22 protein-coding genes and 1 pseudogene are annotated in these 23,265 nt (G+C 68.2%); 8 read left to right on the top strand and 15 right to left on the bottom strand.

The window, feature by feature from the left end:
* Positions 1–9: 9 nt before the first annotated feature.
* Positions 10–711 (bottom strand): metalloregulator ArsR/SmtB family transcription factor, encoded by a 702-nt coding sequence (locus D103_RS0103015; protein WP_018875773.1) that lies wholly within the window; start codon positions 709–711, stop codon positions 10–12.
* A 217-nt stretch (positions 712–928) separates the two neighbouring features.
* Here D103_RS0103015 and D103_RS0103020 point away from each other — a divergent pair, with 217 nt between their 5' ends.
* Positions 929–1,378, top strand: a complete 450-nt coding sequence (locus D103_RS0103020; protein ID WP_018866901.1) for a hypothetical protein — start codon at positions 929–931, stop codon at positions 1,376–1,378.
* Positions 1,379–1,793: 415 nt separating this feature from the next.
* Here the strand turns inward: D103_RS0103020 and mnhG are convergent, their stop codons facing one another.
* From mnhG to D103_RS0103065, 9 genes are all read right to left on the bottom strand, one after another.
* Positions 1,794–2,189, bottom strand: coding sequence for a monovalent cation/H(+) antiporter subunit G (mnhG, locus tag D103_RS0103025; RefSeq protein WP_018866902.1), 396 nt, complete (start codon positions 2,187–2,189; stop codon positions 1,794–1,796).
* The gene (locus D103_RS0103030) at positions 2,182–2,457 is read right to left on the bottom strand and encodes a monovalent cation/H+ antiporter complex subunit F (protein WP_026279247.1); all 276 of its coding nucleotides are present in this window, start codon (positions 2,455–2,457) and stop codon (positions 2,182–2,184) included. The genes mnhG and D103_RS0103030 overlap by 8 nt, the downstream gene beginning before the upstream one ends.
* A gap of 15 nt (positions 2,458–2,472) precedes the next feature.
* Positions 2,473–2,946: a Na+/H+ antiporter subunit E gene (locus D103_RS0103035; protein ID WP_018875774.1), complete on the bottom strand. Its 474-nt coding sequence runs from the start codon at positions 2,944–2,946 to the stop codon at positions 2,473–2,475.
* Positions 2,943–4,442 carry a Na+/H+ antiporter subunit D gene (locus D103_RS0103040; RefSeq protein WP_018875775.1) on the bottom strand — a complete coding sequence of 500 codons (1,500 nt, stop codon included), beginning with the start codon at positions 4,440–4,442 and terminating at the stop codon, positions 2,943–2,945. Before D103_RS0103040 ends, D103_RS0103035 begins: the two co-directional genes overlap by 4 nt.
* Positions 4,439–4,786 (bottom strand): Na+/H+ antiporter subunit C, encoded by a 348-nt coding sequence (locus D103_RS0103045; protein WP_018866906.1) that lies wholly within the window; start codon positions 4,784–4,786, stop codon positions 4,439–4,441. Before D103_RS0103045 ends, D103_RS0103040 begins: the two co-directional genes overlap by 4 nt.
* Entirely contained in the window at positions 4,786–5,211 is a 426-nt protein-coding gene (locus D103_RS0103050) for a Na+/H+ antiporter subunit B (RefSeq protein WP_017942333.1), read from the bottom strand. The genes D103_RS0103045 and D103_RS0103050 overlap by 1 nt, the downstream gene beginning before the upstream one ends.
* Positions 5,208–7,508 carry a putative monovalent cation/H+ antiporter subunit A gene (locus D103_RS0103055; RefSeq protein WP_018875776.1) on the bottom strand — a complete coding sequence of 767 codons (2,301 nt, stop codon included), beginning with the start codon at positions 7,506–7,508 and terminating at the stop codon, positions 5,208–5,210. Before D103_RS0103055 ends, D103_RS0103050 begins: the two co-directional genes overlap by 4 nt.
* A gap of 203 nt (positions 7,509–7,711) precedes the next feature.
* Entirely contained in the window at positions 7,712–8,380 is a 669-nt protein-coding gene (locus D103_RS0103060; RefSeq protein ID WP_018875777.1) for a TIGR04211 family SH3 domain-containing protein, read from the bottom strand.
* Between the two features lie 141 nt (positions 8,381–8,521).
* Positions 8,522–9,856 carry a hypothetical protein gene (locus D103_RS0103065; protein ID WP_018875778.1) on the bottom strand — a complete coding sequence of 445 codons (1,335 nt, stop codon included), beginning with the start codon at positions 9,854–9,856 and terminating at the stop codon, positions 8,522–8,524.
* Between the two features lie 204 nt (positions 9,857–10,060).
* On the opposite strand from D103_RS0103065, the gene D103_RS0103070 reads away from it, so the two are divergent.
* The 3 genes and pseudogenes from D103_RS0103070 (at position 10,061) to D103_RS14365 (ending at position 11,678) form a co-directional block, all read left to right on the top strand.
* Entirely contained in the window at positions 10,061–10,375 is a 315-nt protein-coding gene (locus tag D103_RS0103070) for a hypothetical protein (RefSeq protein WP_018875779.1), read from the top strand.
* Positions 10,376–10,536: 161 nt separating this feature from the next.
* A complete protein-coding gene (gene fabA, locus D103_RS0103075) occupies positions 10,537–11,049 on the top strand; it encodes a 3-hydroxyacyl-[acyl-carrier-protein] dehydratase FabA (protein WP_018866911.1) in 513 nt (170 codons plus the stop codon).
* 435 nt (positions 11,050–11,484) lie between these two features.
* Positions 11,485–11,678: pseudogene (locus D103_RS14365) on the top strand (hypothetical protein).
* A gap of 323 nt (positions 11,679–12,001) precedes the next feature.
* Here the strand turns inward: D103_RS14365 and D103_RS0103080 are convergent.
* Positions 12,002–13,600 carry a hypothetical protein gene (locus D103_RS0103080; protein ID WP_018875780.1) on the bottom strand — a complete coding sequence of 533 codons (1,599 nt, stop codon included), beginning with the start codon at positions 13,598–13,600 and terminating at the stop codon, positions 12,002–12,004.
* Between the two features lie 13 nt (positions 13,601–13,613).
* Positions 13,614–14,198, bottom strand: coding sequence for a cytochrome b (locus D103_RS0103085; RefSeq protein WP_018875781.1), 585 nt, complete (start codon positions 14,196–14,198; stop codon positions 13,614–13,616).
* A 130-nt stretch (positions 14,199–14,328) separates the two neighbouring features.
* On the opposite strand from D103_RS0103085, the gene D103_RS0103090 reads away from it, so the two are divergent.
* The 4 genes from D103_RS0103090 to D103_RS0103105 all read left to right on the top strand — a co-directional run bounded on the left by D103_RS0103090 (position 14,329) and on the right by D103_RS0103105 (position 21,252).
* Positions 14,329–15,075, top strand: coding sequence for an HAD family hydrolase (locus D103_RS0103090; RefSeq protein WP_018875782.1), 747 nt, complete (start codon positions 14,329–14,331; stop codon positions 15,073–15,075).
* 296 nt (positions 15,076–15,371) lie between these two features.
* Complete coding sequence (locus D103_RS0103095) at positions 15,372–16,313, top strand: IS110 family transposase (protein ID WP_018875783.1); 942 nt, start codon at positions 15,372–15,374, stop codon at positions 16,311–16,313.
* A gap of 209 nt (positions 16,314–16,522) precedes the next feature.
* Entirely contained in the window at positions 16,523–17,803 is a 1,281-nt protein-coding gene (locus tag D103_RS0103100) for a metallophosphoesterase (RefSeq protein ID WP_018875784.1), read from the top strand.
* Complete coding sequence (locus tag D103_RS0103105) at positions 17,800–21,252, top strand: AAA family ATPase (protein ID WP_018875785.1); 3,453 nt, start codon at positions 17,800–17,802, stop codon at positions 21,250–21,252. Before D103_RS0103100 ends, D103_RS0103105 begins: the two co-directional genes overlap by 4 nt.
* 15 nt (positions 21,253–21,267) lie before the next feature.
* Here the strand turns inward: D103_RS0103105 and kdsB are convergent, their stop codons facing one another.
* Genes kdsB through lpxK form a run of 3 tightly spaced genes read right to left on the bottom strand, consistent with a single transcriptional unit; the run spans position 21,268 to position 23,264 of the window.
* Positions 21,268–22,035, bottom strand: coding sequence for a 3-deoxy-manno-octulosonate cytidylyltransferase (gene kdsB, locus D103_RS0103110; protein WP_018875786.1), 768 nt, complete (start codon positions 22,033–22,035; stop codon positions 21,268–21,270).
* Between the two features lie 8 nt (positions 22,036–22,043).
* The gene (locus D103_RS0103115; RefSeq protein WP_018866918.1) at positions 22,044–22,238 is read right to left on the bottom strand and encodes a Trm112 family protein; all 195 of its coding nucleotides are present in this window, start codon (positions 22,236–22,238) and stop codon (positions 22,044–22,046) included.
* A gap of 3 nt (positions 22,239–22,241) precedes the next feature.
* Positions 22,242–23,264: a tetraacyldisaccharide 4'-kinase gene (gene lpxK, locus D103_RS0103120; RefSeq protein ID WP_018875787.1), complete on the bottom strand. Its 1,023-nt coding sequence runs from the start codon at positions 23,262–23,264 to the stop codon at positions 22,242–22,244.
* Position 23,265 lies beyond the last annotated feature (1 nt).

Below are 23,265 nucleotides of genomic sequence, written 5' to 3' on the forward strand. Positions count from 1 at the left end.
CTGGACCGTTCACCGGTCGCGTTCTTTTTGTCGGTTGTCCTCATCGGCGCTCACGGGCAGGCCGTGGTAGCGCCACTCCGCGATGCCGTCCTCGAGCCGGCTGGCCCGGATGCCGTGCCGGCCCAGGATCTGGACGGCCTCGCTGGCCATCAGGCAGTACGGTCCTCGGCAGTACGCCACCACCGGGCGGTCAGTCGGCAATTCGCCCAGCCGGTCGCGCAATTCGCTGACGGGGATGGATCGGGCATAGGGGAGATGGGCCCTGGCGTATTCCATGCCCGGACGTACGTCGAGCACGATCACCTCGCCGCGCCGCGCCCGCTCGAGTAGCTGTTCGCCCGCCATGGGGGCCAGATCGCCCGCACCCTCGGCGATCTCTCGAGTGGCGGCCTGCAGCTCCAGCAGCCGTTCTTCGGCCAGTGTTCGCAGCATCACCCAGAAATCGGCGACATGCCGATCGACCAGGCGGTAGAACATGTACCGGCCTTCGCGCCGGGCCTCCACCAGCCGCGCAAGGCGCAGCTCCTTCAGGTGGGCACTGGCCAGCTTCACACTGATCTCCGCGTCCGACGCCAGTTGTTCGACGCTCTTCTCCCCCTGCACGAGGATCTCGATCAGCTCCAACCGCTTGGGACTGGCGGCCGCGCGGGCAATGCGGGCCACCTGTTCGTACAGGAGGTCTTTGAGTTCGCGTCCGGACACCGCACACATTCCAATATTCGTTGGAATATAAGCTAACCAACGCGCGCCGCCAACGCAAGCCCTGCTTGCGCACCCGCGCGGGACCGGACCCTCCGGTTTTTGGGGCATTCTGGCGAACGCAGTAATTCCTGAGTACGGTACTCGGGAACTTCAATTAGAAGTTGCTTACTAACTGAATGACTATCCCGTGCCCACGGGCACCCTTCCCCTGCAAAAGGAGGACGTCATGAGCCAGCTGATCAACAACTTCCCGGCCGACGGCGTGGTCACCATCAACCGCGTGATCCTGAAGCCGGAGTACACCATCGACGACCTGCAGGAGCGTGTCGCGGTCCTCTGCGAGAACGTGAAGACCTACCACTCGGATACCGGCTTTGTCGGCGGCTTTGTCGCCCTGAACTCCGGCGCGGTCTCCAACGAGGGCTCGACGATCGGCCAGGCGGTCGAGAGCCCGATGAAGGACAAGGAAGCGCTGATCATTACCTTCTGGAACAGCTTCGAGGAACACGAGGCGTCGCATCAGAGCGAGACCTTCCAGCCCCTGTTCCAGCAGGTCCTGGAACTTTGCGAGAACGGGAACGAGGAGATCGCCTACGAGATGCTCTGGTCCGGCGCGGCCTACGACCCGGAACAGGCCAAGGCCGCCCGCCAGGCCAAGGAAACCCACGCGGCCTGACAGCTGCATGCCGGGAGCGATCCCGGAACAAGGAACTGTCGTCTCTCCAACGACTGTACCCATTGCCGGGGCCTAACGCCCCGGCTTTTTTGTCGGCCGCCCTGGTCGCGCCTCCATAACGCCCTGCAGGAGCCTGCTTGCAGGCGAATTCCCCTGACCACGTCTGACTTTGGCAGGGGCTTCGCCTGCGAGCAGGCTCCTGCGATTTTCGGGGTGTGCTGAACCGGGGGTCATCTCAAGCATCCGGGCTCTTGCTGACGCCGGAGATCCCGGCTCTGCGCTTCACCCCGGCCGGGTGACCGCATGGCCTCCGAACGCAGATGGGTGTCCTCTCGCGCCGGCCGCGCCGGCCCCAAACGAACGAACCCCGCGGCATGGCCACGGGGCTCGCTGGGTATACCGAAAAGCATCGGTCTCAGCGCGATGCGTCGTCCCGATCCTCGGGCTCGTGCATCTCCGGCGGCGAAGACAGGGTGTGAGTCTTCTCGTCGTAGCGTCCCTTCAGCTCGTCGGTCTTGCTGTGTTCCCACAGCGGGACACCGACGAAATAACCCGCGCGCCCGATCGCATGGGCGGCCACCGGCGCGGTCAGCAGCAGGAAGCCGATCACCGCCACCGCGCGCGTGGTCACGCCGCCGTCACCGAAGTACACCGCGACCCCGACCATCATCAGGCCAGCCCCCAGCACGCCCGCCTTGGTGGTCGCGTGCAGGCGCATCGGCAGGTCGGGCATGCGCACCAGGCCCAGCGCCGCCACGACCATGAACGCCGCACCCACCACCAGAAACAGCCCCGTGAAGAACTCAGTCATCGTCGCGATGCCCCCCTTTCTCCAGGTAACGGGCAAAGCCGACCGCCGCGAGGAACGCGGTCAGCGCCAGCACCATCGCCACGTCGATGAACGGGGTGCGGCCGCTGGAGATTACATACACCGCGATAAAGCCGATCGTCAGCGATGCGATCAGTTCCAGCGCGACCACGCGATCGGGCAGGGTCGGCCCCAGATACAGCCGCCAGAACCCCAGCAGCAGGGCGATACTCAGCAGCACATTGGAAGCGATGATGGCGATATCGAACATCTGCATCCCCTGCGCCTAGCGCAGGACCTCCAGCGCGCGGTGTTCCAGGTACTTGATGGAGCGGATCACCTCGTCCCGATCCTCGATGTACATCACGTGGATGTACAGCACCTTCTTGTCGGTGGACACGTCGAGGCTCAGCGTTCCCGGGGTCAGCGAGATCAGGTTGGCGACGATGGTGATCTCGCCATCGGTCCTGGCATCCAGGGGGAAGGCGATCACGCCCGGCACCATGTGGTGGGTCGGCGTCATCACGTCATACGCCACCTTCAGATTGGACAGGAACAGCTCCCAGAGGAAGTAGCCAATAAAGGCGATGAACTTCGGCACCCGCCGCGCGTAACTCGAAAACCCGGGCTTGTCGCGCAGCGCAAACGCCAGCAGCACGTAGCCGAGGAAGAAGCCTACCAGCAGGTTCCCGGTCGTAAACGTCCCGGTCAAAAAGACCCAGATCAGGGCCAGCGCGATATTCCAGGTCAGCGCGATCATGGGCGGCTCTCCCCGAGGACCGCTTCAATATACTGCGACGGATCCAGCAGCTGTTCGGCCGACATCAGGGCCATCTGGTAGATCGGCTCGCCGTACAGGCCAATGGCCACGGTCATCAGCGCCAGCATGATCACCGGGAGCCACATCCAGATCATCGGACCGGAGGTCACGTCATCGGTCTCCACGCCTTCCGGCTGCGCCTTCCAGAATACCTCGGCCCAGATCTTGATCATCGAGTAGAGCGTCAGCAGCCCCACCACCAGCGCGACCGCCACCACCCAGTAGGCCTCGGCCTCGATGCCCGCGCGGATGATGATGAACTTCGCGAAGAACCCGGACAGCGGCGGCAGCCCTGCCAGCGACAACGCCGGGATCAGGAACAGCACACCCAGCATCGGATTCGTGCGGTAGATCCCGCCCATCTGCTTCAGCTCGTGGGTGCCCTTCATCACGAAGGTGATCCCGCTGATCAGGAACAGATTCGCCTTCACGATGATGTGGTGCATGATGTAGAACACCCCGCCGACCAGCGCCAGCGGCGTAAACAGCGCCAGCCCCATGATCATGTAGCCGATCTGGCTGATGATGTGGAACGACAGGATGCGCCGGAACTCGTAATGCGCCGCCGCCCCGAGCACGCCGGTCAGCATGGTCGCGGCCGCGACCCACAGCAGGATCTCGTGGGTGTAGTCCACGTCCTGATTGAAGATCAGCGTGAACACGCGGAACAGCGCATATACCCCGACCTTGGTCAGCAGACCCGCGAACAGCGCGGATACCGCGACCTTGGGCGTGTGATAGGAGGCCGGCAGCCAGAAGAAGAACGGGAACGCCGCCGCCTTCACCCCGAAGGCGACCAGGTACAGCATCGCGATCACGGTGATCAGCCCGGTGTCCTCCACCGTGGCCAGCTTGTCCGCGATGTCGGCCATGTTCAGCGTGCCGGTCAGACCATAGGTCAGGCCGATCGCGGTCAGGAAGATCATCGACGACAGCAGGTTCAGGGTGACGTACTTGATCGCCCCCTCCATCTGCGCGCGTTCCCCGCCCAGGATCAGCAGGGCGAAGGACGCGACCAGCATCACCTCGAACCACACGTAGAGGTTGAAGATGTCGCCAGTCAGGAAGGCGCCGTTTACCCCCGCCAGCAGCAGGTGCAGCAGCGGGTAGTAGCCGAACTTCTCCGACATCTTGCCGATGCCGGAGAGCGAATACAGCGCGGTGGCGAAGCCGATGATCCCGGTCAGCACCACCATGATCGCGGCCAGCATGTCGGACACCAGCACGATCCCGAACGGAGCGGGCCAGGAGCCCATCTCCATCACCACATGGCCGTGCTCCCAGGTATCCGCCAGCAGCCAGACGGAGACTGCCAGCATTGCGCCGGTGCCGAGCACGCCAAGCGAGCGCTGCGCGAAGTGCGAGCGCCAGAACATTACGGACAATGCGCCGAACAGCAGCGGCAGCACGACCGGAAGGGCTACCGACATCATCATCGATCGGTGTCCTTCATCTGATCCATGTCATCGGCCTGCACCACCTCGTAGGCGCGGTGAATCAGCACCACGGCGAATGCCAGCACCCCGAACCCGATCACGATCGCGGTCAGCACCACGGCCTGGGCCAGCGGATCGGCGGATACGCCCTCGGGCACCGTGTCGCCCGGCGCGATCAGCGGCGGCGCACCGGAGGTCATGCCGGCCACGGTGAAGATCAGCAGGTTGGCGGCATTCGACAGCAGTACCAGCCCGATCACCAGCTTCACGATCGAGCGGCGCAGCATCATGTAGATGGCCGCGGCATACAGGCCGCCCACCACAAAGGCCATGACGACTTCCATCAGTCTTCCGCCTCCGCGAGGTTCAGCATGATGGTCAGCACGGACCCGATTACCACCAGGTACACCCCGATATCGAAGATCAGCACGGTGGAGAGCTTCATCTCGCCGAACAGCGGCGCGGTGAACTCCCACCACTGGGCGGTGAAGAAGGCCTCCCCGCGGAACACCCCGGGGATCGCGCTGATCACGGCCAGCACCATGCCAACGCCCAGCACGTCGCGCGGGTCCACGCGCAGCACCTTGCGCGCCGACTGGATATCCATCGAGAACAGATACAGCACGATCGCCGCGGCCGCGACCAGGCCGCCGATGAAGCCGCCTCCCGGTTCGTCATGACCGCGCAGCAGCAGGAACACGGAGAACAGCAGCAGCAGCGGCAGCAGGAAATGCCCCGCGGTGCGCAGGATCAGGGAATGCATGTTCATCGGCGGTCCTCCGCGCGGAAACGCAGCATCGCGTACACCCCGATCGCCGCCAGCGCCAGCACGAAGATCTCGCCCAGCGTATCCAGCGCACGGAAGTCCACCAGGACCACGTTGACGATATTGCGGCCATAGCCGGAGGGCACCGACTCGTCAATGAAGTACTGCGAGATCGACGGGAACAGGCGCGCATCCAGGGTGCTCAGGATCAACAGCGTGATCATGCCGCCCATCACCAGCGCGATCCCGGCATCGCGCACCCGCAGCGCGGTGGACGACAGGTTCAAGAAACCCGGCAGGCGGAACAGCACCAGCACCAGCAGGATCACGGTCAGGGTCTCGACGAGCACCTGGGTAATACCGACATCCGCCGCGCTGTAAAGCACGTAGACCAGGGCCACGGTAAAGCCCAGCGACCCCAGCGCCGCCACCGCCCCCAGACGCGAGCGCGTCAGCACCGCGAACAGCATCGAGGCCACCAGGATCGCCAGGATCGCGACCTCGTGGATCTTCAGCGCGGCCCAGTCGAGGCCGCCCACGCCGACGTCGAACAGCTGCGCCGTCACCCCGACCAGGCCCGCGGTCATCGCGACGATCACGATCACGTAATAGCGCAGATAGCCGTTCTGCAGCACGCGGGTCTGCCACTCCGACAGTGCCACCAGGCCGTCCATCATCTTGAAGTAGCCCTTCTCCGGGCCGTATTCGGCCGCGCGATCCACCCACGCCAGCGCGCGGCGCGCCTGCTCCCAACGCCAGTACAGCACCCCACCGGCCACCAGGCTGAACGCGGAGATCGCCAGCGGCCAGTTGATCCCGTGCCACAGCGCCAGGTAGCCATCCACCGGCGCGCCCTGCACGCTGGCCGCCGCGGCATTGATCAGGCCTTCGTCCGCCAGTCCCGGGCCGAGACCGAAGATCAGCCCCAGACTCGCAAGCACCGCCGGGCCGGCGAGCATGGCCACTGGAGCGTCATGGTGCGGCGTCTTCGGTGTATCCACCTTGGGCCCGAACCACGGGCGAATACCGACGATCGCGGCCACCGCGACCCCCAGGATCGCGGTCAGCACCGCCAGCAGCGCGAGGATGCCGCCCAGGCTCGGGGCATCGAGCACGGCCTCCAGCATCAACTCCTTGGCGACGAACCCGAACAGCGGGATCACACCCCCCAACGACAGCGCCGCGAGAATCGCGAACGCGGCCGTGACCGGCAGCGCGCTGCGCAGCCCCCCGGTCTGCAGGAAATCCTTGGCACCGGCCTCGTGATCGAGGATACCGGCGACCATGAACAGCGCGCCCTTGTACAGCGAGTGCGCCAGCAGGAAGGCCATCGCCGCCAGCAGCGCGGTCTCGGTGCCGATCCCGATCAGCATGGTCAGCGTACCCAGGGCCATCACCGTGGAGTACGCCAGCACCTTCTTCACGCCCGTGGAGCGGAACGCCAGGAACACACCGGTAAACATGGTGACCGCGCCGAACAGGGCCAGCGTGGTGAACCAGATGTCGGTGCCGCCCAGCGACGGGTTCAAGCGCGCCAGCAGGTAAACGCCGGCCTTCACCATGGTCGCGGAATGCAGATAGGCCGAGACCGGCGTCGGCGCGGCCATCGCGCGCGGCAGCCAGAAATGGAACGGGACCTGCGCCGATTTGGTGAAGGCGCCGATCAGGATCAGCAGCAACAACGGCAGGTACAGCGCATGCTCGCGCACCACGTCGCCGTTGTTGAGGATCTCGGACAGCTCCCAGGAACCACCGGCCATCGCCAGCATGATGATCCCGGCCAGCAGCGCCAGACCGCCGCCCACGGTGACGAACAGGCCCTGCAGGGCGTACTTCCGGGCGTCCGCGTTCTCGTGGTTGTAACCGATCAGCAGATAGGACGTGATGCTGGTCAGCTCCCAGAACACGAACATCGCGACCAGGTTGTCCGCCAGCACCAGCCCCAGCATGGAGCCCATGAAGGCCAGGATGATCACATAGAAGCGCCCGAGGTCACGGTCCCCCTCGAGGTAGCGCCCGGCGTAGGTGACGATGAAGAAGCCGATGCCCGAGATCAGCAGCGCGAACAGCAGCGACAGCCCGTCCACCAGGAACGAGAGCTGGATATCCAGCCCCGGCAGCCAGGGCCAGGCCAGCACGATGGACTCGCCACTGGAGACCGCCGGCAGAAAGCTCAGGAAATAGACGAACAACGCGGCCGGCAACAGACCCAGCACCCAGCCACTGGCACGGCCGGTCAGGCGGTGCACCGCGGGGGCGGCTGCCGCCAGCAGGAACGTTGAGAGAATTGCGTAGAGCATCCGGCCAGCTCAGTCCTTTTGGTTCCGGGCCAAGGACGCGGCCCGCGGCCACGCGTACAAATCGTTCCGTCGCAACCGAGACAGGCCGGCACCGACCGGCGCATGCCCGTCTCGAACGGTCGCGGAAGCCTACTGACTTGGGTGGGACCGCGCAAGAAACGTGATGTTCCTCGCGCGGACCGTTCCGGGAAACGCGCTGCCGGTCAGACCCAGTCGCTGCGCCGCCTGCGCGTGGGGATGCGCGTCAGGATAATGCCCAGGATCACCGAACCCACGGTGACCAGGGCCCCGGTCATGAACCACTTGCGCTGGCTGTCGGCCTGCATCACCTCGACCTGACGCCGATACTCGTCGGCCGAATCGCGGGACTCGATCAGTTCCTGCTCCAGCCGGCGGTTCTCGCGTTGAATCTCCTGCGGCCGCTCCGCGATATCCCGCAGCTCTTCCAGTTCCGACTCCATATCCGCGATCCGGGCCTGGAGTTCATCTCGCTCGGTCGTCAGTTCGTTGCGCCGGTCCAGCAACTCCGCGATCCGGCCCTCCTGATCATCCGCACCGGAACGGATCTCGGCCAGCTCGGCCTCGACCTCGGCCAGGCGCTCGCGGGAGTGCGGCTCGTCCTGCAAATAGCGGGTCAGGATCCACGCCTCGTTGCCACTGGGCAGCCGCACCCGGCTCCAGCCGTCACCGGACTGTTCCATCACCGTGACCGGCTGCCCGGCGCGCACCGCACTGACAATGCGGTTCTGGTTCGAGGGGCCGCCGCGCACGCCGACCTCGAGTTCCTCACTGACATAGCGCGTCTGCTGCGCGGCCGCCCCGCTCCAGGCCACCAGCATCACGCTCCCCAGAACCAGCGCCATCACGCGCATCGACCACCGTTTCATCGTCATTTCCGCTGCCATCTCTTGATTCGCCGGGATCTCCGGCGCCGCATTCTACAGGGGGCAGAAAGCAGCGCACGCAAAGCCGTACCGGGGGTTGATCGAGTTCACATTCCGGCTTCCTGACACTTACACGAACCGCTCGCGCACGGCCCGCGAGGGGAACGTGATCAGATCAAATGCCACCGGAAGCAGACGCCGCACTTGCGCCGCCGCGACCGCCAGCAGGTACAGGATACCCGCTAGCACCGCCAGCACGAGCGTCAGCAGGCCGCCCAGAATAACCCGGGTCGCCTGTAGCACCCCCACCAGCCAGATCGGCGCCAGCGCAACGATCAGGGGTACCAGAAGGCCCAGAACCGCGCCCACCGACTGCTCGAACAGGTTCAGGGTCGGCGGCAACGCGTCGCCCCCGGCCAGCAGGGTATCCATCAACTCCTGACGATACGCCACCCACTCCAGATGAAAGCCGCCCAGCGCGGAGATCAGCGCGAGCACGGCCAGCGCAACGCCTGCCACCACCACCAGCGCCCGGCGCACGCCCTCACTACCATCCATCATCGCCTGCGGCAGCAGACGGGACACGCCGCGGGCCTCGGCCAGCAGCCAGCCGGAGACCGCCGCGGCCCCCAGCAGGGTCGCCACCACCAGATCCGGGAAGGCCACCCCGCCGGCCTCCAGCGAGGCCGGAAACTGCGTCCCCAGGGCCGGATCGAACAGCCGCTGGTACACCACCACGGCCACCGCGGTCAGCACCAGCCCGGCCGCGCCCAGCAGCCACTGACTGCCGGCCTGGGCATACGCGGGCAGGTGCCGCTGCGCCGGATGGTCCCGGTTCTCGCAGTTCGCCAGACCGTTATCCAGGCGCTCGCCCTGGCGTTGCAGGTCGGCCAGGCGCCGTTGTACCTGCTCCAGGCGCCCGGTCAATTCGTGCAACGGGGCTTCCAGGCGTCGCCGCGCCGACAGCAGGCCACGCGCCATCTGTCGGTGCTCCTCCATGCCGAGCCGTGCAATCCGCAACACCGTTTCCTGAATGTCCTGCGCCAGGCGCTGCCCCTGCGGGCTTTCACTTACCGGCGTACTGACCAGCGCCTCCAGCCGGCTGACCCAGCCCGGCTCGGCGGACAGGCGCCCCTCGTCGCGGACATAGGCATCTTCCAACTCTCGCAGGGTCTCGTGAACCTGCTGGCGCAGATCGGGGATCTCGGCCAGATCGTGGCCCACCAGGCGAGCGTAACGCCGCTCCAGGGCATGGACCGCCACATGAACGCGTTCGGCCTCCAGCCGGGCCAGGTGGGCGTGGTGCCAGCGCTGGGTCGCGTCGCGCAGATGCAGCACCTGCCGCCGCAGGGCACACGTCAGGCGCGTCACGCCGCCGGTCAGCCCCACCAGCAGGCGGCGCAAGGGCCGCCGTGCCAGGTCCAGCACCACGATTGCGACCACGATCCCCAGCACCCACAGCATTACAGTGACGGCCACGACTCCCCCTCGCTTGTTGTTCTTTCAGGCATGGTCCGCGCCCGCCACCTCGGGCGCAACTCCGGGCCCCACCAACCGGTTGCCTGATTATGTCGAATCGTTCCGGTTCCCGTCTCCACGCCGGGCCAATCACGCTCAAGTTTGCCGCGCCCGCGCCGATACCCGGATTAAATCCCCGGAGACCTCGCGATGCTCAGCCTCGACCTCATGCCGGCACCCGAACCGGCCCGCACCGAGAACCCCGCCTGGCTCGACGCCGGCTTCACCGCCGGCTGGCTCCCGGCCTTCCGCAACCGCCGCACCGGCGAGGTTCGCGCCAGCCACCTGGAAGACGGGCGCCTGGCCTGTGCCCACATCCTGGATACGGTCCCGACCGCGTGGGTGGCCGAGCACGACGATCAGGGCCGCCCCGGCGCCCTGATCGCCGACATCCAGGCCGGCTACCTGCGCGGCGACCGCTTCTTCACCCTCGCGGAACTGCTACGGTATCCCTCCGACGCCTGATCCGGGGCACGCAGAGCTCTCGACAGGTTGTCCCAGGACGTTCCGAGGACAACCTAATCAGCCCCACCCCGGGACCATCGGCACACCGCCGAATCCCGTCGCAATTGCTTTTGGGCGCGGGTTTCGGTCCAATACCGGCCTTTTCCCCGAGCGGCGCTCCCATGCAGAAGAACCAGTACGATCGCGACGAACTCCTGGCCTGTGGCTACGGCAACATGTTCGGCCCGGGCAACGCCCAGTTGCCGGTCCCCAACATGCTGATGATGGACCGGGTCCTGGAGATCAACAGCGACGGCGGCCAGTACGGCAAGGGCGAGATGATCGCCGAGCTGGATATCAATCCCGACCTCTGGTTCTTCGCCTGCCACTTCCCCGGCGACCCGGTGATGCCCGGCTGCCTCGGCCTCGACGCCATGTGGCAGCTGGTCGGCTTCTACCTCGCATGGCTCGGCAATCCGGGACGCGGGCGCGCCCTGGGGGTGGGCGAGGTCAAGTTCACCGGGCAGGTCCTGCCGACGGCCAAGAAGGTCACCTACCATATCGACATGAAGCGCGTGATCTCGCGCAAGCTGGTCCTCGGCATCGGCGACGGCATCGTCAAGGTCGACGGCCGGCCGATCTACGAGGCCCACGACCTCCGCGTCGGCCTGTTCACCTCCACCGAAAACTTCTAGGCCCACCGGCTTCCGCCATCGCTAGCGCGGGAGCCGGTTTTCTTCGGGTTCCTACCTTTCCTTGCTTTCTACCCGCCGCCTGCCTCGTGGTGGCTGGTCCTGGTTCGGCATCCGGTGTTTACGGTGCCTTCGGTCCACATACTGCCCGGCGCTGACTCGCCAGCGCGCCCCGAGGTACTTCTTTGCTCGTGCAAAGAAGTACCCAAGAAACACGCCCGACTGCCGCGACCCCGGCCCGCTGTGCGGGCCGGGGTTTCCCTCGCTCCGAGGCTTTTCGCGGGCGGCGCTGAACTCGCTGCGCCTGCGGCTCCGCTCAGACATCCAGCGCCTCTAATCCCGCGAAAACCCTCTCCGCTCGGCGCGACGACAACGGGGGGGGGGGTCAAGGTCAAGACAACAGCGGTCCCTACGTGCGCGTTATTGGTTGGGGGCTCGCTGTTCCGACATCTGGGCACGCTCGGCCTTTGGCCGTTGCGTGCCGCGCCCGCGAGCGGGCGCCGGGGGCTTTCGGACGGCGATGCCTATGGTTAGGCGCAAACGTGGGGATATGTTCGGTTTTGACCTTCGCTTCCCGTATGGAGCCCCTTGCGGAAGGGTTCTCGGGCCGGGAGAAGGCGCTGGGTGTCTGAGCGAAGCGCAGCATAGCGAGTTCAGCGCCGCCGGCCCGAGGACCCTGGAGCAAGGTTCCCGGGCGAAATCCGGGTGCCCTTCTTTGGGTGCTTTCTTGGGCAAGCAAGAAAGCCAGTTGTTGATCAAAAACGGGCGGGGCGCGCTGGCGAGTCAGCGCAAGGCAGTATGTGGACCGGAGCCACCGTAAACACCGGAGGACGAACCAGGACCAGCCACAGAAAGGCATGCGGCTGAACGAAGTCCCCGTATACACCCGATGCCGAACCGAGGTCTTGATGGGGCCGGGCAACCGAGGCGCTCGGCCAACGGCGGACAAGCCGCGTCACCCGTCCACTTTGGATGACGCACCGAACGCGTCGCGCAGCCAGCCTCGCAGGGCATCAAACCCTTCTTCGGCAGACTCGGACGGCGGCTGCATCCCCGACACAAAGCCGCGCGCGCGGAACGGCTCCAGCAACTCTGGATCGCCCGAGATCACATGCACCGGCACCGCCCAACTGGCGTCCTGCCCGGTGATCAACGCCGCCGGCTGATGATCCCCCAGCAGGAAAAACAGCGTGTCCTCGTCCGCATAGCGTGCCGCATAGTCCCCAGTCACCTCCAGCGAATAGCGCACCGACTCCGCGTAGAAATCGCGCACCCGGTCGAAGTCGCGCCAGAGCACCTCCGGCTCCGGCCCCTTCCCCGCCCACTCGTGGAACCGTTCACCATCCCCGATGCCCTCCCAGTCCTCCAGGACCGGCAGGATGGGGGTCCACGGCGCATGCGAACTGACCAGCGCGAGCATCGCGAACACCGGTGCATCGGAAGGCGACCGAACCTGCTGTTCGAAGAACGACCAGGTGTACTGGTCCGGCATGGTCACCCAGAAGAACGGCGGGCCGGCGTAGTCAAAGCCATGCTTGTCTACGATCCGATCCCAGCCGAACCAGCGTCCCTCGGGCCAGTCGAGCTGGATGGCCGGGGACAGCATCGCCGTGTGGTGGCCGGTCGCCTGGAAGTCCTGCACCAGGGTGTCGCGCGACGTGTCCTGCAGCGCCTCGTAATGCCCGGCGTAGCGCACCTGCAGGCCGGAGAGCAGGGAGGCATGGGCCAGCCAGGACTGGCCGCCGGCGATCGGCGCCTCCAGTACGCCGCTCACCACGTGCAGGTCCGCGGCCTCCAGGTCCCCTTCCAGCCGGTCGAGCGCGGGAACGATGACCGGCGCGTAGCGCGCGTCGAAAACGGCGGAGACGCCATAAGACTCCACCAGCCCGAGGATCACGTCGACCTCCGCGAGCCCCGGAAGGGCTGCCGCAGAGGCCTCTTCGCGGGTCGCCTCCAGACGGGCACGAAAGCGCTGGTTCTCGGCAAGGGCCGACCGCCCCGCCGCGACCTGCTGCTGGATCATCGCCATACCCGGCGCAGCCGTTCCCGGGGGTGCTGCTCCGCGCTCGGCGGCCAGCACGCCCCCCAGACCGACGCCAAACGCCCCGATGGCGATGGCCAGCGGAACACGACGACCGCCCCCCGCAGGCGCCGCGAGGGCACCGAGCCCCCGCCCGGCTCCCCAGATGACCGCCACCAGCAGGGTCACCAGGAAAACCCCCAGCAGCCCGGTCGCCAGCGCGCCCAAGTTGCCGGTCACCAGGCGGTAGACGGCGTCCAGCAGCACCCAGTCCTGCACCACGTTCAACGGTCGGGACAGGCTCGCGCGGGTCAGGGCATCGAACAACGCCAGCACCACCAGGATCAGGAGCACCGAAGCAACGAGCCAGGCCAGCCCCCGCGCAAGCCGGCCCGCCGGCAACAGTGCGAACAGGCCGACCAGCACGAAGGCCTCCCAGGCCAGCCCGTACGGCGCGAGCCCCGCATGACGCGGAATCTCCAGCCCCAGAAGGACCGCGTTCAGCGCCACCAGGGTCAGCAGCCACCGCGTCATCGGTATGCCGGGATCAGGATCGGCCTCGCCCAAAGGTCATGCGCTGCATCACCCCGTCGCGGCGAATACGCCAGTGGTAGAGCGCGGCAACCACATGTCCCGCCACCAGGATCAGGGTCACCCGACCCAGGGCCTGATGCCAGGCGAACAGCGTCTCCGACAATGCCTCGTTCTCCGGGAACAGGCCCGGCAGGATCAGCGGCCCCAGTTGCACCGGGTAGCCACCGGCCGCGGTCGCCCACCACCCGATCACCGGCATCAGGATCAGCAGGACGTACAACAGCCCGTGCACGGCCTCGGAACCCATCCGCTGCCAGCGAGCCAGCGCGACCGCATACCCCGGCTTGCCGCGCCGCAGGCGCAGTCCGATCCGCACCAGCATCAAGACCAGAATCAGCACCCCGAAACTCTTGTGCCAGGTATAGAGCGTGTTGGTCGCCGCCTCGCCAAAGCGCGCCTGCAGACCCTCGAAGCCGAACCAGCCAATGGTCCCGCCCAGCCCCAGCGCCCCCAGCACCAGCACAGCCACCAGCCAGTGCAACACCCGCTGCGCGAGGCTGTAGCGCGGCCAGACGGCCGCATCCCCTTGCTGTCGCATCCCGAACCACCTCCTCGAGTCGGCTTTGCTGTCCGAAGGAAACACCCTATCAGTCCGCCACGCCCGAAGTATCCCCAACGACATCGGCCATATAACCGCTGCGTGCGGTGCCCGCGCTACCCTTGCGTGGATGAACCGTTCCCCCATCAGCGGACCGTCCCGGTCACATCCACTCGACCCGACCCGCATCCGCTGCCTGACGTTCGACCTCGACGACACCCTGTGGCCGGTGATGCCGGTCATCCACCACGCCGAGGCGCGCTTCTACGCCTGGCTGCGGGAACAGGCCCCCGCGGTCTGCGAACGCTTTGATCCAGACGCCCTGATCCAGTCCCGCACGGCCTTCATGCGCGCGGCCCCCGACCACGAGCGCCACGACCTGACCCGCCTGCGCAAGCGCTGGCTGCGCGAACTGGCCGAGACCTGTGGCTGCTGCCCGGAGCGTCTGTCGGGTGAAGGCTTCCAGGTGTTCTGGGAGGCGCGCAACGAGGTCACGCCCTACCCCGAGGCCGCGGGCGTGCTGACTACCCTGGCCCGCCACTTCCGTCTGGGCGCAATCAGCAACGGCAATGCCGACGTATTCCGCACCCCCCTCGGGCGGCAATTCGACTTCGCCATCGCCGCAGGCGAAGCGGGTGCGGCGAAGCCCGACCCGCGCATCTTCCACCAGGCCCGCGAGCAGGCCGGAGTCGAACCCGACGCCATCCTGCACGTTGGCGACGACAGCACCGCGGATGTCCTCGGTGCCCTGCAGGCCGGCTTTCGCGCCGCCTGGTTCAACCCGGCGTCCCTGCCCTGGGAGCACGGCCAGCCGCGCCCCTGCCTGACCCTCGGGCGTCTCGGCCAGCTACCCCGGCAACTCGGCATCCCCACCTGACCCTGCACCGCCCCACCCTGTAGGAGGCCAGCCCCCTGGCCGATTCGGTGTTCATCAGCGCCCCATCGGCCAGGGGGCTGGCCTTGTATGTTTACCCGTGGCAGGCCTAGAAAGGGTCTGTCGGGGTGGAGGGACGAGGCTGGCATCTGGCCTGTGGCACAGACGGTAGGAGAGTTCGTCCCACCCCTCACCTTAAACGCCGATAAGGAATCGATCGGCTCGGGACCGACGATAGATGGCAAGCCAGCGTTCGGTGAGGCCCCGACAGACCACTCCAAGCTAGCTCGGGAGGTGTGATGATGGCAACGCATCGGATCGGGGTCGATGTCGGCAAGGCCGAGTTGTGGATCAGTATTGACGGTGAAACCGCACAGCCGTGTCCCAACGAGCTCCCGGCGATCCGTCGCTGGGTCCGTAGCCTGGAGGGTCCGGCCGACTTCGCCCTGGAAGCCACCAACGACTATCACCTGGCCCTGGCGCTGGAGGCTCATCATCAGGGCCACCGGGTGTATCTGGTCAATGGCTATCGCCTCAATCGCTACCGCGAGAGCATCGGTGGCCGGGCCAAGACCGATGCCGGGGATGCCCGGCTGCTGGTGCGTTATCTGCAACGCGAGCAGGACGAACTGCGCCCCTGGACACCGCCGCCCGAGGGTTACCGGACCCTGCAAAAGCTGTTGCGCCGGCGTGCCACGCTGGTGCGGGCACGGGTCATGCTGGAGCAGAGCCTGCGAGGCGTACCCGAACTGCAGTCCAACCTGAAGGATCTGCTCCGGGAGATCGGCCGGCTGGATGCCGTCCTCCAGCGTGTGCTGCGCGAGACGGTCGGTCGCGCCGGCTGGTCGGATCACGCCCGGCGCTGCCAGCAGATCGAGGGCGTCGGTCCGCTCACCGCGGCAGGCCTGACCATGGCGTTCCAGCGGGGGGCCTTCCGCAACAGTGATGCGTTCGTCGCCTTCCTGGGGCTGGATGTCCGCATCCGCGACTCCGGCACAAAACGGGGGCAGCGCAAACTCACCAAACAGGGCGATCCAGAGTTGCGACGGCTGCTCTACCTGGCCGCGATGCAGGCCAAGTCCACACCCGCCTGGAGCGACTACTACCAGCGCTGCCTGGACCGTGGCCTGGCGACGACCCAGGCGCTGAATACCTTGGCTCGCAAGCTGGCCCGCGTCGCCTTCGCCCTGATGAACAATCAGACCGATTACCAACCTAAGACCCCTTGTGGAGAGACATAGAATCTCCTACAGGGGGGACACCACCACACCCGTGGGAGCCTGCTTGCAGGCGAAGCCCCTGCCCGCGCCCGACTCTGGCAGGGGCTTCGCCTGCAAGCAGGCTCCCACGGGGCAGAACCGATGAAGGAGCCAATCCTGCGATCCGGGATTGGCTTTGCCCCGCGATTCTTCCAAACTGCCGCCATGATCCCGACTGCCTCCCTGCGCCCATGAAGCTCCTGTGCGTGGGCGACATCCACCTGGGCCGCCAGCCCTCGCGCATCCCGCCAGCGGTCGATGACGCGGTCGGCATTGCGGCGCTCGGCCCCGCGGCGGCCTGGCGGCGCAGCGTCGACTACGCACTGGAACAGCCGGTCGACGCCGTCCTGCTGGCCGGCGACGTGGTGGAACAGGAGGACGACTTCTTCGAGGCCTACCGCGACCTGCGCGAAGGCGTTCAGCGCCTGACCACTGCCGGCATCCGCGTCCTCGGGGTCGCCGGCAACCATGATGTCCAGGTGCTCCCGCGCCTCGCAAAGGCCCTGCCGGCGTTCGAGCTGCTGGGCGCCGGTGGTCAGTGGGAGACCCGCGAGCTTCAGGGCCGCGAGGGCGGCCGCGCGCGTATCGCGGGCTGGTCATTCCCGCAGGCGCGCGTCAGCGAAAGCCCGCTGGAGGCCGGCTTTCCCAAGCCCGTCGACTGCCCCACCCTCGGTCTGCTGCACTGCGATCGTGACCAGGCGCGCAGCCCGCATGCACCGGTGCGCAGCAGCGCGCTGGAGGCGGCCCCGGCGGAGGCCTGGCTGCTCGGCCATATCCACCGCCCCGACGCCCTCGCCGCGCCGCGCCCGATGGGCTACCTCGGCTCCCTGACCGGCATGGACCCGGGCGAGCCCGGGCGCCACGGCCCCTGGCAGCTGGAACTGGCCGCGAACGGCACGCTCGCCATCCAGCAGGTTCCGCTGGCACCGCTGTACTGGGACACCCTGGAGATCCCGGTCGACGGCCTGGACGTCGCCGCGGACATCCATCACCGCGTAACCGAGGCCCTGGAACGCCTGCACACCGAAATCGAGCAATGGCCGCAGCGGCCACGGGCGGTCGGCTGCCGGCTGCGATTCACCGGCCGCAGCGACCAGCGCGCGGCACTGGAGCGCGTCCTGAATGCGGACGATCCGCGTGCCACGGTGCAGACCCTGGGGGATCGCCTGTACTTCGTCCACGACTGGCGCCTGGAGGCCCAGCCGGCCGTGGACCTCGAGGCGCTGGCCGCGGGGAGTGACCCGGCCGCCCTGCTCGCGCGCAAGCTTCTGCTGCTGCAGGGGGCGGACAGCGAGGCGCGCCGCGCCCTGCTGGACGCCGCGCGCGAGCCCCTCGCCGAGATAACCCGCGCCCCGCACTACCGCGCGCTGGGGCGCGAGGCTCCGGATGACACCGCGCTCGCGGCGACCCTGGAGGCCGCGGCCCTGCACGCACTGGACCGCCTGCTGCTGCAGCGCGAGGGCGACCAGTGAAGCTGGAATCCCTGGACATCCAGCGCCTCCCCGGCATCCATCCGGGCTTCCGGCTGGAGGCCCTGGGACCGGGCGTGAACGTCGTGGTCGGCCCCAACGCCTCGGGCAAGTCCAGCCTGCTGCGCGGCCTGCGCGCCGCCCTCTATCCACAGGAACAGCGCAACAGGGGCGTGCAGGTCGCGGCCCGTTTCAACGACGCACAGGGCAGCCTCGAGGCGCAGCGCGTCGGCACCGACCTGTACTGGCTGCGCGACGGGCAGCGCGGCGATCCGCCGCCGCTGCCGGATCATCGTTTCATCGACTGCTACACCCTGCACATCGAGGACCTGCTGGCCGCGGACCACGCGACCGAACGGGCGATCGGCGACTGGCTGGCGCGCGAACTGGCCGGCGGCTACGACCTCCCCGCCCTGCGCGCGGACCCCGCCCTGGCCCTGAAGACCACTCATGCCCGCAGCGAAGCACAGGCCCTGGCCACCGCCGAGCAGGAGCTGCGCCAGCGCACGCGCGAACAGCGCGCCCTGCAGGAGGACGAACAACGCCTCGCCGAACTGGAGACGCAGCGCCAGGACGCGCAGCGGGCCAGCGACGCGGCGGCCCAGTACGAACGCGCCCTGGAGCTGCTGGAGGCCCGCCGCGAACGCCAGTCCCTGGAGACCCGGCTGGCGGCCTTCCCGGACGGCCTGGCCCGGCTGCGCGGCGACGAACTGGACAGCCTGGAACAGCTGCGCAAGACGCTGCGCCGCCTCGACCACGAGCGCCAGCAGGCCCAGGCCCGGCTCGATGCGGCCCGCGACCAGCTGGATACCAGTGGACTGTCCGAAAGCCCCCTGGAAGCCGCCGCGTTCGACGACCCGCGCGCCCGCGTACGCGAACTGCAGGGACTGGAGAGCCGCGCCGACCAGGCCGCACGCGAGCTGCAGTCCGCCCGTTCGGCCGTCGCCTCGGCAGCTGACGCTCTGGGCGCCGACCCGGCTGCCGTCCCGACGCTGGACCCGACCGCGGTCCACACGACGGAACAGGCCCTCGAAACCCAGCGCCAGCTGCAGGCCGCGATCCGCCGCCGCGAGGACGAACTGGCCGGCCTGCCCGCGGCCGACCCCGACCGGCCCGACCCGGAGGCGCTGCGCCGCGCACGGGACGAACTGCTGCACTGGCTCGGCGCCCCGCGCCCGCCGGCGAACTCCGTCCTGCACCGAGCGGCGCGGATCACGGCCCTGGCCGCAGCTGCGGCGGCCATCGGGAGTGCGGCCCTGTGGGTCCACTGGGGCTTCCTCGTCCTGGCGCTCCCCGTGGCCTGGTCGGGCTGGATACTGGCACGACCGAACCACGACGCCGTCCCGCGCCAGGCGGCCGAGGCGCGTTACCGCGATACCGGCATCGAGCCACCCTCGGCCTGGACGCCGGAGGCGGTGCGTGAACGCCTGGAGGCCGTGGAACGGGAACTGCGCGCAGCCGAGGCCGACCGCCACGCGGCCGAACGCCGCACCCGGCTGGAGCGTGAACTGGAGGAGAAGCACGACGCGCTGGCAGCTGCTCGGGAACAACTGCGCCAGACGGCCACGGCGGTCGGCTTCGACCCCGAGTGTCTGGATGCCTCGTTGCAGCGCTGGATCCACCTGAGCGCGGAACTGGACCGCGCCCGTCGCGACGAGGCCACGGCCCGGGGCGAGCAGGAGCAACTGACGGCCCGTATGGACGAACTGCGCACGGCCCTGGTGCGGTTCCTGGACGCGTACGCGGCCGCCCCGGAGGACGCGCAGCCCACGGCCGACGCCCTGGCGCAGCGTCTGGAACGGCTGGCCCGCCGCCTGCAGGATCGGGACGAGGCACGTCGCGAACAGCACGAGGCGCAGCGCGAGCTCGAGCGCCTGGAGGTCGAGGCCGACACCACGCGCGCGCGCGTCACCGAACTGTACGCCCGGGCCGGGCTGGAAGAGGATGACGAAGCGGGACTGCGCGAACACCTGCGGCTGCGGCCGGAATGGCAGCGCCTGCAGGATGAGCTGCGCGACGTCCGCGCCCGCGAAGGCGATCGCAGCCGTCACCTTGAGGCACAACCGGACCTGCTGGCGCTGGTCGATCAGGACGCCGAGGCGGCGCTGCGCGAAGCGCTGGCCGAATGCGAACACCAGGCGCAGCAGCGCGACGAGCTCACCCGCGAAATCACCCGCATCGAGACCGAGATCGACCGCGCCGGACGGGATCGCGCACTGGAGACCGCGCGCGCCCGGTGGGCCCAGGCCCGCGACGCCCTGGACACGCGTCTGGACGAGGCCCTGTTCGCCACCGCGGGCCAGTTTCTGCTGGACCAGGTCACTATCGAACACGAAGAGACCGCGCAGCCCGCTGCCCTGCGCCGGGCACGTGACTGGTTTCAGCGTTTTACGCGCCATCAATACGAGCTGCTGTTCAGCCCCGGCGAGACGGCCACGCCATTTGGCGCGCGCGAGACCGCCAGTGGCGACACCCGCGGCCTGTCGGAACTCTCCAGCGGCACCCGCATGCAGCTCGTGCTGGCCGTGCGCATCGCCTTCGCGCTGGAGGCCGAACGCGGGCGCACGCCCCTGCCACTGTTCCTGGACGAGGCCCTGGGCAACGCCGACCCCGAGCGCTTCCGCGCGGTCGCCGAAAGCCTCCAGCTACTGGCACAGGAGGATGATCGGCAGGTCTTCTATCTTACGGCCCAGCCCGAGGATGCGCGCTACTGGTCCGCCCGGGACGCCACGGTGCGGATCATCGACCTGCCGGCCGTGCGCGGCGCCCAGCACGCCATCACCGATGCCGGTGACCTGGCCCTGCCCGAACGCCTGGCGATCCCGAGCCCGGGCGACGCCCGCCCCGAGGACTACGCCACCACGCTCGGCGTGCCCGCGATCGACCCGTGGCAGGATGCGGCGCGGATCCACCCGTTCCATCTGCTGCGCGACGACCTTGACGCCCTGCACCGGCTGCTCACCCTGGGGGTGGACAGCATCGGCACGCTGGAGACCGTCCTGCGCGGGCCCGATGCCGAACTCCTGGGGGACCCGGCGCAGCGCGAGCAGCTTGCGGCCCGGGTCGAGGGCGCGCGCGCCTGGCTGCGCGCCTGGCGCCAGGGCCGCGGGCGCCCCGTGGACCGTGCCGCGCTGGAGGGCTCCGGCGTGATCAGCGATACCTTTATCGAAGCAGTCAGTGAACTGGCCACGCAGGTGGACGGAGACGCCGAGGCCCTGGTCCGGGAACTGGAACAGGGCGCGGTCAAGCGCTTCCAGAGCGCGACGCGCGAGCGCCTGGAGGCATGGCTCGGCGAGCACGGCTACATCGACCCGGAACCGACCAACAGCGACACCACCCTCGAGCACCGGGTGATCGCCACACTGCAACCCTTCAGCCCATCCCCGGACGCCGCGACCCGCGACGGCCAGGCCCTGGCGCGCAGCATGCAGGCGGGCCTGCGCTCGAACTGAGTCCGCGGGCGGGGATCAGGCGCGGGCGCGCCCGGACAGGAAGGCGTCGACGCGGTCCAGGTCTTCCGGGGTATCGACGCCGGGCGGATGGGCCTCGGCACGGCGGCCGACCTGGATCCACGCGCCCATGTCGAGGGCGCGCAGCTGCTCCAGCTGCTCCAGTTCTTCCAGCGGGGCCGGCGGCTCGGCGCTCATACGCCGCAGGAACCCGGCGCGGTAGGCATACAGGCCCAGGTGGCGGGTGGCCTGCTCTACGGCCGGCACCTGCCCGGCGCGGTGGGCCTCGCGATCCATGGGGATCGGGGCACGGGAGAAGTACAGCGCCCGACCGCTGCGGTCGGTCACCAGCTTGACCTGATTGGGGTCCGCCAAATCCTGGGCACAGCGGATCGGCACGCCGAGGGTGGCCATATCCGCCTGCGGGGTCTGCGCCAGCAGGGCCGCCAGGTCATCCAGCAATGGTCCCGGAGTCAGCGGCTCATCGCCCTGCAGGTTGACCACGATGGACTCGTCCCCCCAGCCCTCGGCGGCCGCGACCGCGGCGATGCGGTCGGTGCCCGAGGGCAGCGCGGGATCGGTCAGGAAGGCCTCGGCCCCGCACTGGCGCGCGACCGCGAGGATGCGGTCGTCATCCCCGGCCACGATCACGCGGCCCGCGGCACTCTCCTGCGCCCGGCTGATCACATGCGCGATCAGCGGGCGCCCGGCGACCGCCGCGAGCGGCTTGTCCGGCAGCCGGCTGGAGGCCATGCGGGCCGGGATCACCACGACGAAGCCCGTCATGCGGCGACTCAGGCCTCGCGCCAGCGTTCCTTCTCGTCCTCGGAGAGCACGCGGGCCTCGTCCTCCAGCATGACCGGGATGTCGTCGCGGATCGGATAGGCGAGACCGGCGGAGACCGAGATCAGCTCCTGGTTCTCGCGGTCATATTTCAGCGGACCCTTGGTGACCGGGCAGACCAGAATATCGAGCAGACGCTTGTCCATGCATTACCCCAGGTGTTTGAGCCGACTGACGGTCTCCAGACGCGCGAGCAGCGCCGGCTCGAAAGTGGTTGGCAACCGGGCCGCGATCGGCCAGTACCAGTGATTGTCCTGCGCAAACGACCGGCATTTTACGGCATCCTTCTCGGTCATCAGAACCGGCAACTCGTCATCGAAGCGGATCTGGTGCGGCAGGAAGCGATGATGGTCGGGAAACGGATGTCGAATGATACCGATCTTCGCCGCCTCCAGGGTACGGAAGAAGCGCTCCGGATCGGCAATACCGGCGATGGCGTGGGCATCGCGCCGGGCAAACCGGTGGGGCTTGCGTGACTCGTCGGCCCCATCCACCCGCAGCAGCCGGCTGGCCGGGACCAGTTCCATCGGAATCTCGCCGGGGCCGGCTTCGCCCCCGGTCACGATCACGAAATCCGCCCGCTCGCGCGCCCGCCTGGGCTCGCGCAGCGGCCCCGCCGGCAGGCACAGCCCGTTACCGAAGCGGCGCTTGCCGTCGACCATCAGGATGGTGATGTCGCGCGGCAGGCGGTGATGCTGCATGCCGTCATCGGCGATGACCACGTCCACCCCCTGCTCGGTCAGGGCCCGCGCGCCGCGAACCCGGTCGCGGTCCACCTGCACCGGCACCCCGGTGCGGCGCGCGATCAGCAGGGGTTCATCCCCCACCACCACCGGATCGGAATCGGGGGTCACCGCAATCCCGGCGACGTCCCCGCGCCCGCCGTAGCCACGGCTGACAATACCCGGCCGATACCCGGCGGCACGCAGACGCTTGGCCAGCCAGACGGTCATCGGCGTCTTGCCACTGCCACCCAGCGTGAGATTCCCCACCACGATCACTGCCTTGGCCGGGATGGTGATGTCGCGCCGCAATTGTTCCTGGCGCTGACGGTTCCACTCGGCCAGCCCGGCATACACCAGCGACAGCGGAAACATCGCCGCCGCGAACGGCCCGCGCTGGCTCCACTGATCCCACAGCCGGGCACCAAACCATGCCTGCAGCGAGCCCATG

The organism is Thioalkalivibrio sp. ALE31 (assembly GCF_000377405.1).
Taxonomy (GTDB): Bacteria; Pseudomonadota; Gammaproteobacteria; order Ectothiorhodospirales; family Ectothiorhodospiraceae; genus Thioalkalivibrio.

Excerpts from the sequence above, each read along its gene's own strand:
- D103_RS0103015 (WP_018875773.1), bottom strand. The coding sequence starts at position 711 with ATGTGTGCGGTGTCCGGACGCGAACTCAAAGACCTCCTGTACGAACAG.
- D103_RS0103020 (WP_018866901.1), top strand. The coding sequence starts at position 929 with ATGAGCCAGCTGATCAACAACTTCCCGGCCGACGGCGTGGTCACCATC.
- mnhG (WP_018866902.1), bottom strand. The coding sequence starts at position 2,189 with ATGACTGAGTTCTTCACGGGGCTGTTTCTGGTGGTGGGTGCGGCGTTC.
- D103_RS0103030 (WP_026279247.1), bottom strand. The coding sequence starts at position 2,457 with ATGTTCGATATCGCCATCATCGCTTCCAATGTGCTGCTGAGTATCGCC.
- D103_RS0103035 (WP_018875774.1), bottom strand. The coding sequence starts at position 2,946 with ATGATCGCGCTGACCTGGAATATCGCGCTGGCCCTGATCTGGGTCTTT.
- D103_RS0103040 (WP_018875775.1), bottom strand. The coding sequence starts at position 4,442 with ATGATGATGTCGGTAGCCCTTCCGGTCGTGCTGCCGCTGCTGTTCGGC.
- D103_RS0103045 (WP_018866906.1), bottom strand. The coding sequence starts at position 4,786 with ATGGAAGTCGTCATGGCCTTTGTGGTGGGCGGCCTGTATGCCGCGGCC.
- D103_RS0103050 (WP_017942333.1), bottom strand. The coding sequence starts at position 5,211 with ATGAACATGCATTCCCTGATCCTGCGCACCGCGGGGCATTTCCTGCTG.
- D103_RS0103055 (WP_018875776.1), bottom strand. The coding sequence starts at position 7,508 with ATGCTCTACGCAATTCTCTCAACGTTCCTGCTGGCGGCAGCCGCCCCC.
- D103_RS0103060 (WP_018875777.1), bottom strand. The coding sequence starts at position 8,380 with ATGCGCGTGATGGCGCTGGTTCTGGGGAGCGTGATGCTGGTGGCCTGG.
- D103_RS0103065 (WP_018875778.1), bottom strand. The coding sequence starts at position 9,856 with ATGCTGTGGGTGCTGGGGATCGTGGTCGCAATCGTGGTGCTGGACCTG.
- D103_RS0103070 (WP_018875779.1), top strand. The coding sequence starts at position 10,061 with ATGCTCAGCCTCGACCTCATGCCGGCACCCGAACCGGCCCGCACCGAG.
- fabA (WP_018866911.1), top strand. The coding sequence starts at position 10,537 with ATGCAGAAGAACCAGTACGATCGCGACGAACTCCTGGCCTGTGGCTAC.
- D103_RS0103080 (WP_018875780.1), bottom strand. The coding sequence starts at position 13,600 with ATGACGCGGTGGCTGCTGACCCTGGTGGCGCTGAACGCGGTCCTTCTG.
- D103_RS0103085 (WP_018875781.1), bottom strand. The coding sequence starts at position 14,198 with ATGCGACAGCAAGGGGATGCGGCCGTCTGGCCGCGCTACAGCCTCGCG.
- D103_RS0103090 (WP_018875782.1), top strand. The coding sequence starts at position 14,329 with ATGAACCGTTCCCCCATCAGCGGACCGTCCCGGTCACATCCACTCGAC.
- D103_RS0103095 (WP_018875783.1), top strand. The coding sequence starts at position 15,372 with ATGATGGCAACGCATCGGATCGGGGTCGATGTCGGCAAGGCCGAGTTG.
- D103_RS0103100 (WP_018875784.1), top strand. The coding sequence starts at position 16,523 with ATGAAGCTCCTGTGCGTGGGCGACATCCACCTGGGCCGCCAGCCCTCG.
- kdsB (WP_018875786.1), bottom strand. The coding sequence starts at position 22,035 with ATGACGGGCTTCGTCGTGGTGATCCCGGCCCGCATGGCCTCCAGCCGG.
- D103_RS0103115 (WP_018866918.1), bottom strand. The coding sequence starts at position 22,238 with ATGGACAAGCGTCTGCTCGATATTCTGGTCTGCCCGGTCACCAAGGGT.
- lpxK (WP_018875787.1), bottom strand. The coding sequence starts at position 23,264 with ATGGGCTCGCTGCAGGCATGGTTTGGTGCCCGGCTGTGGGATCAGTGG.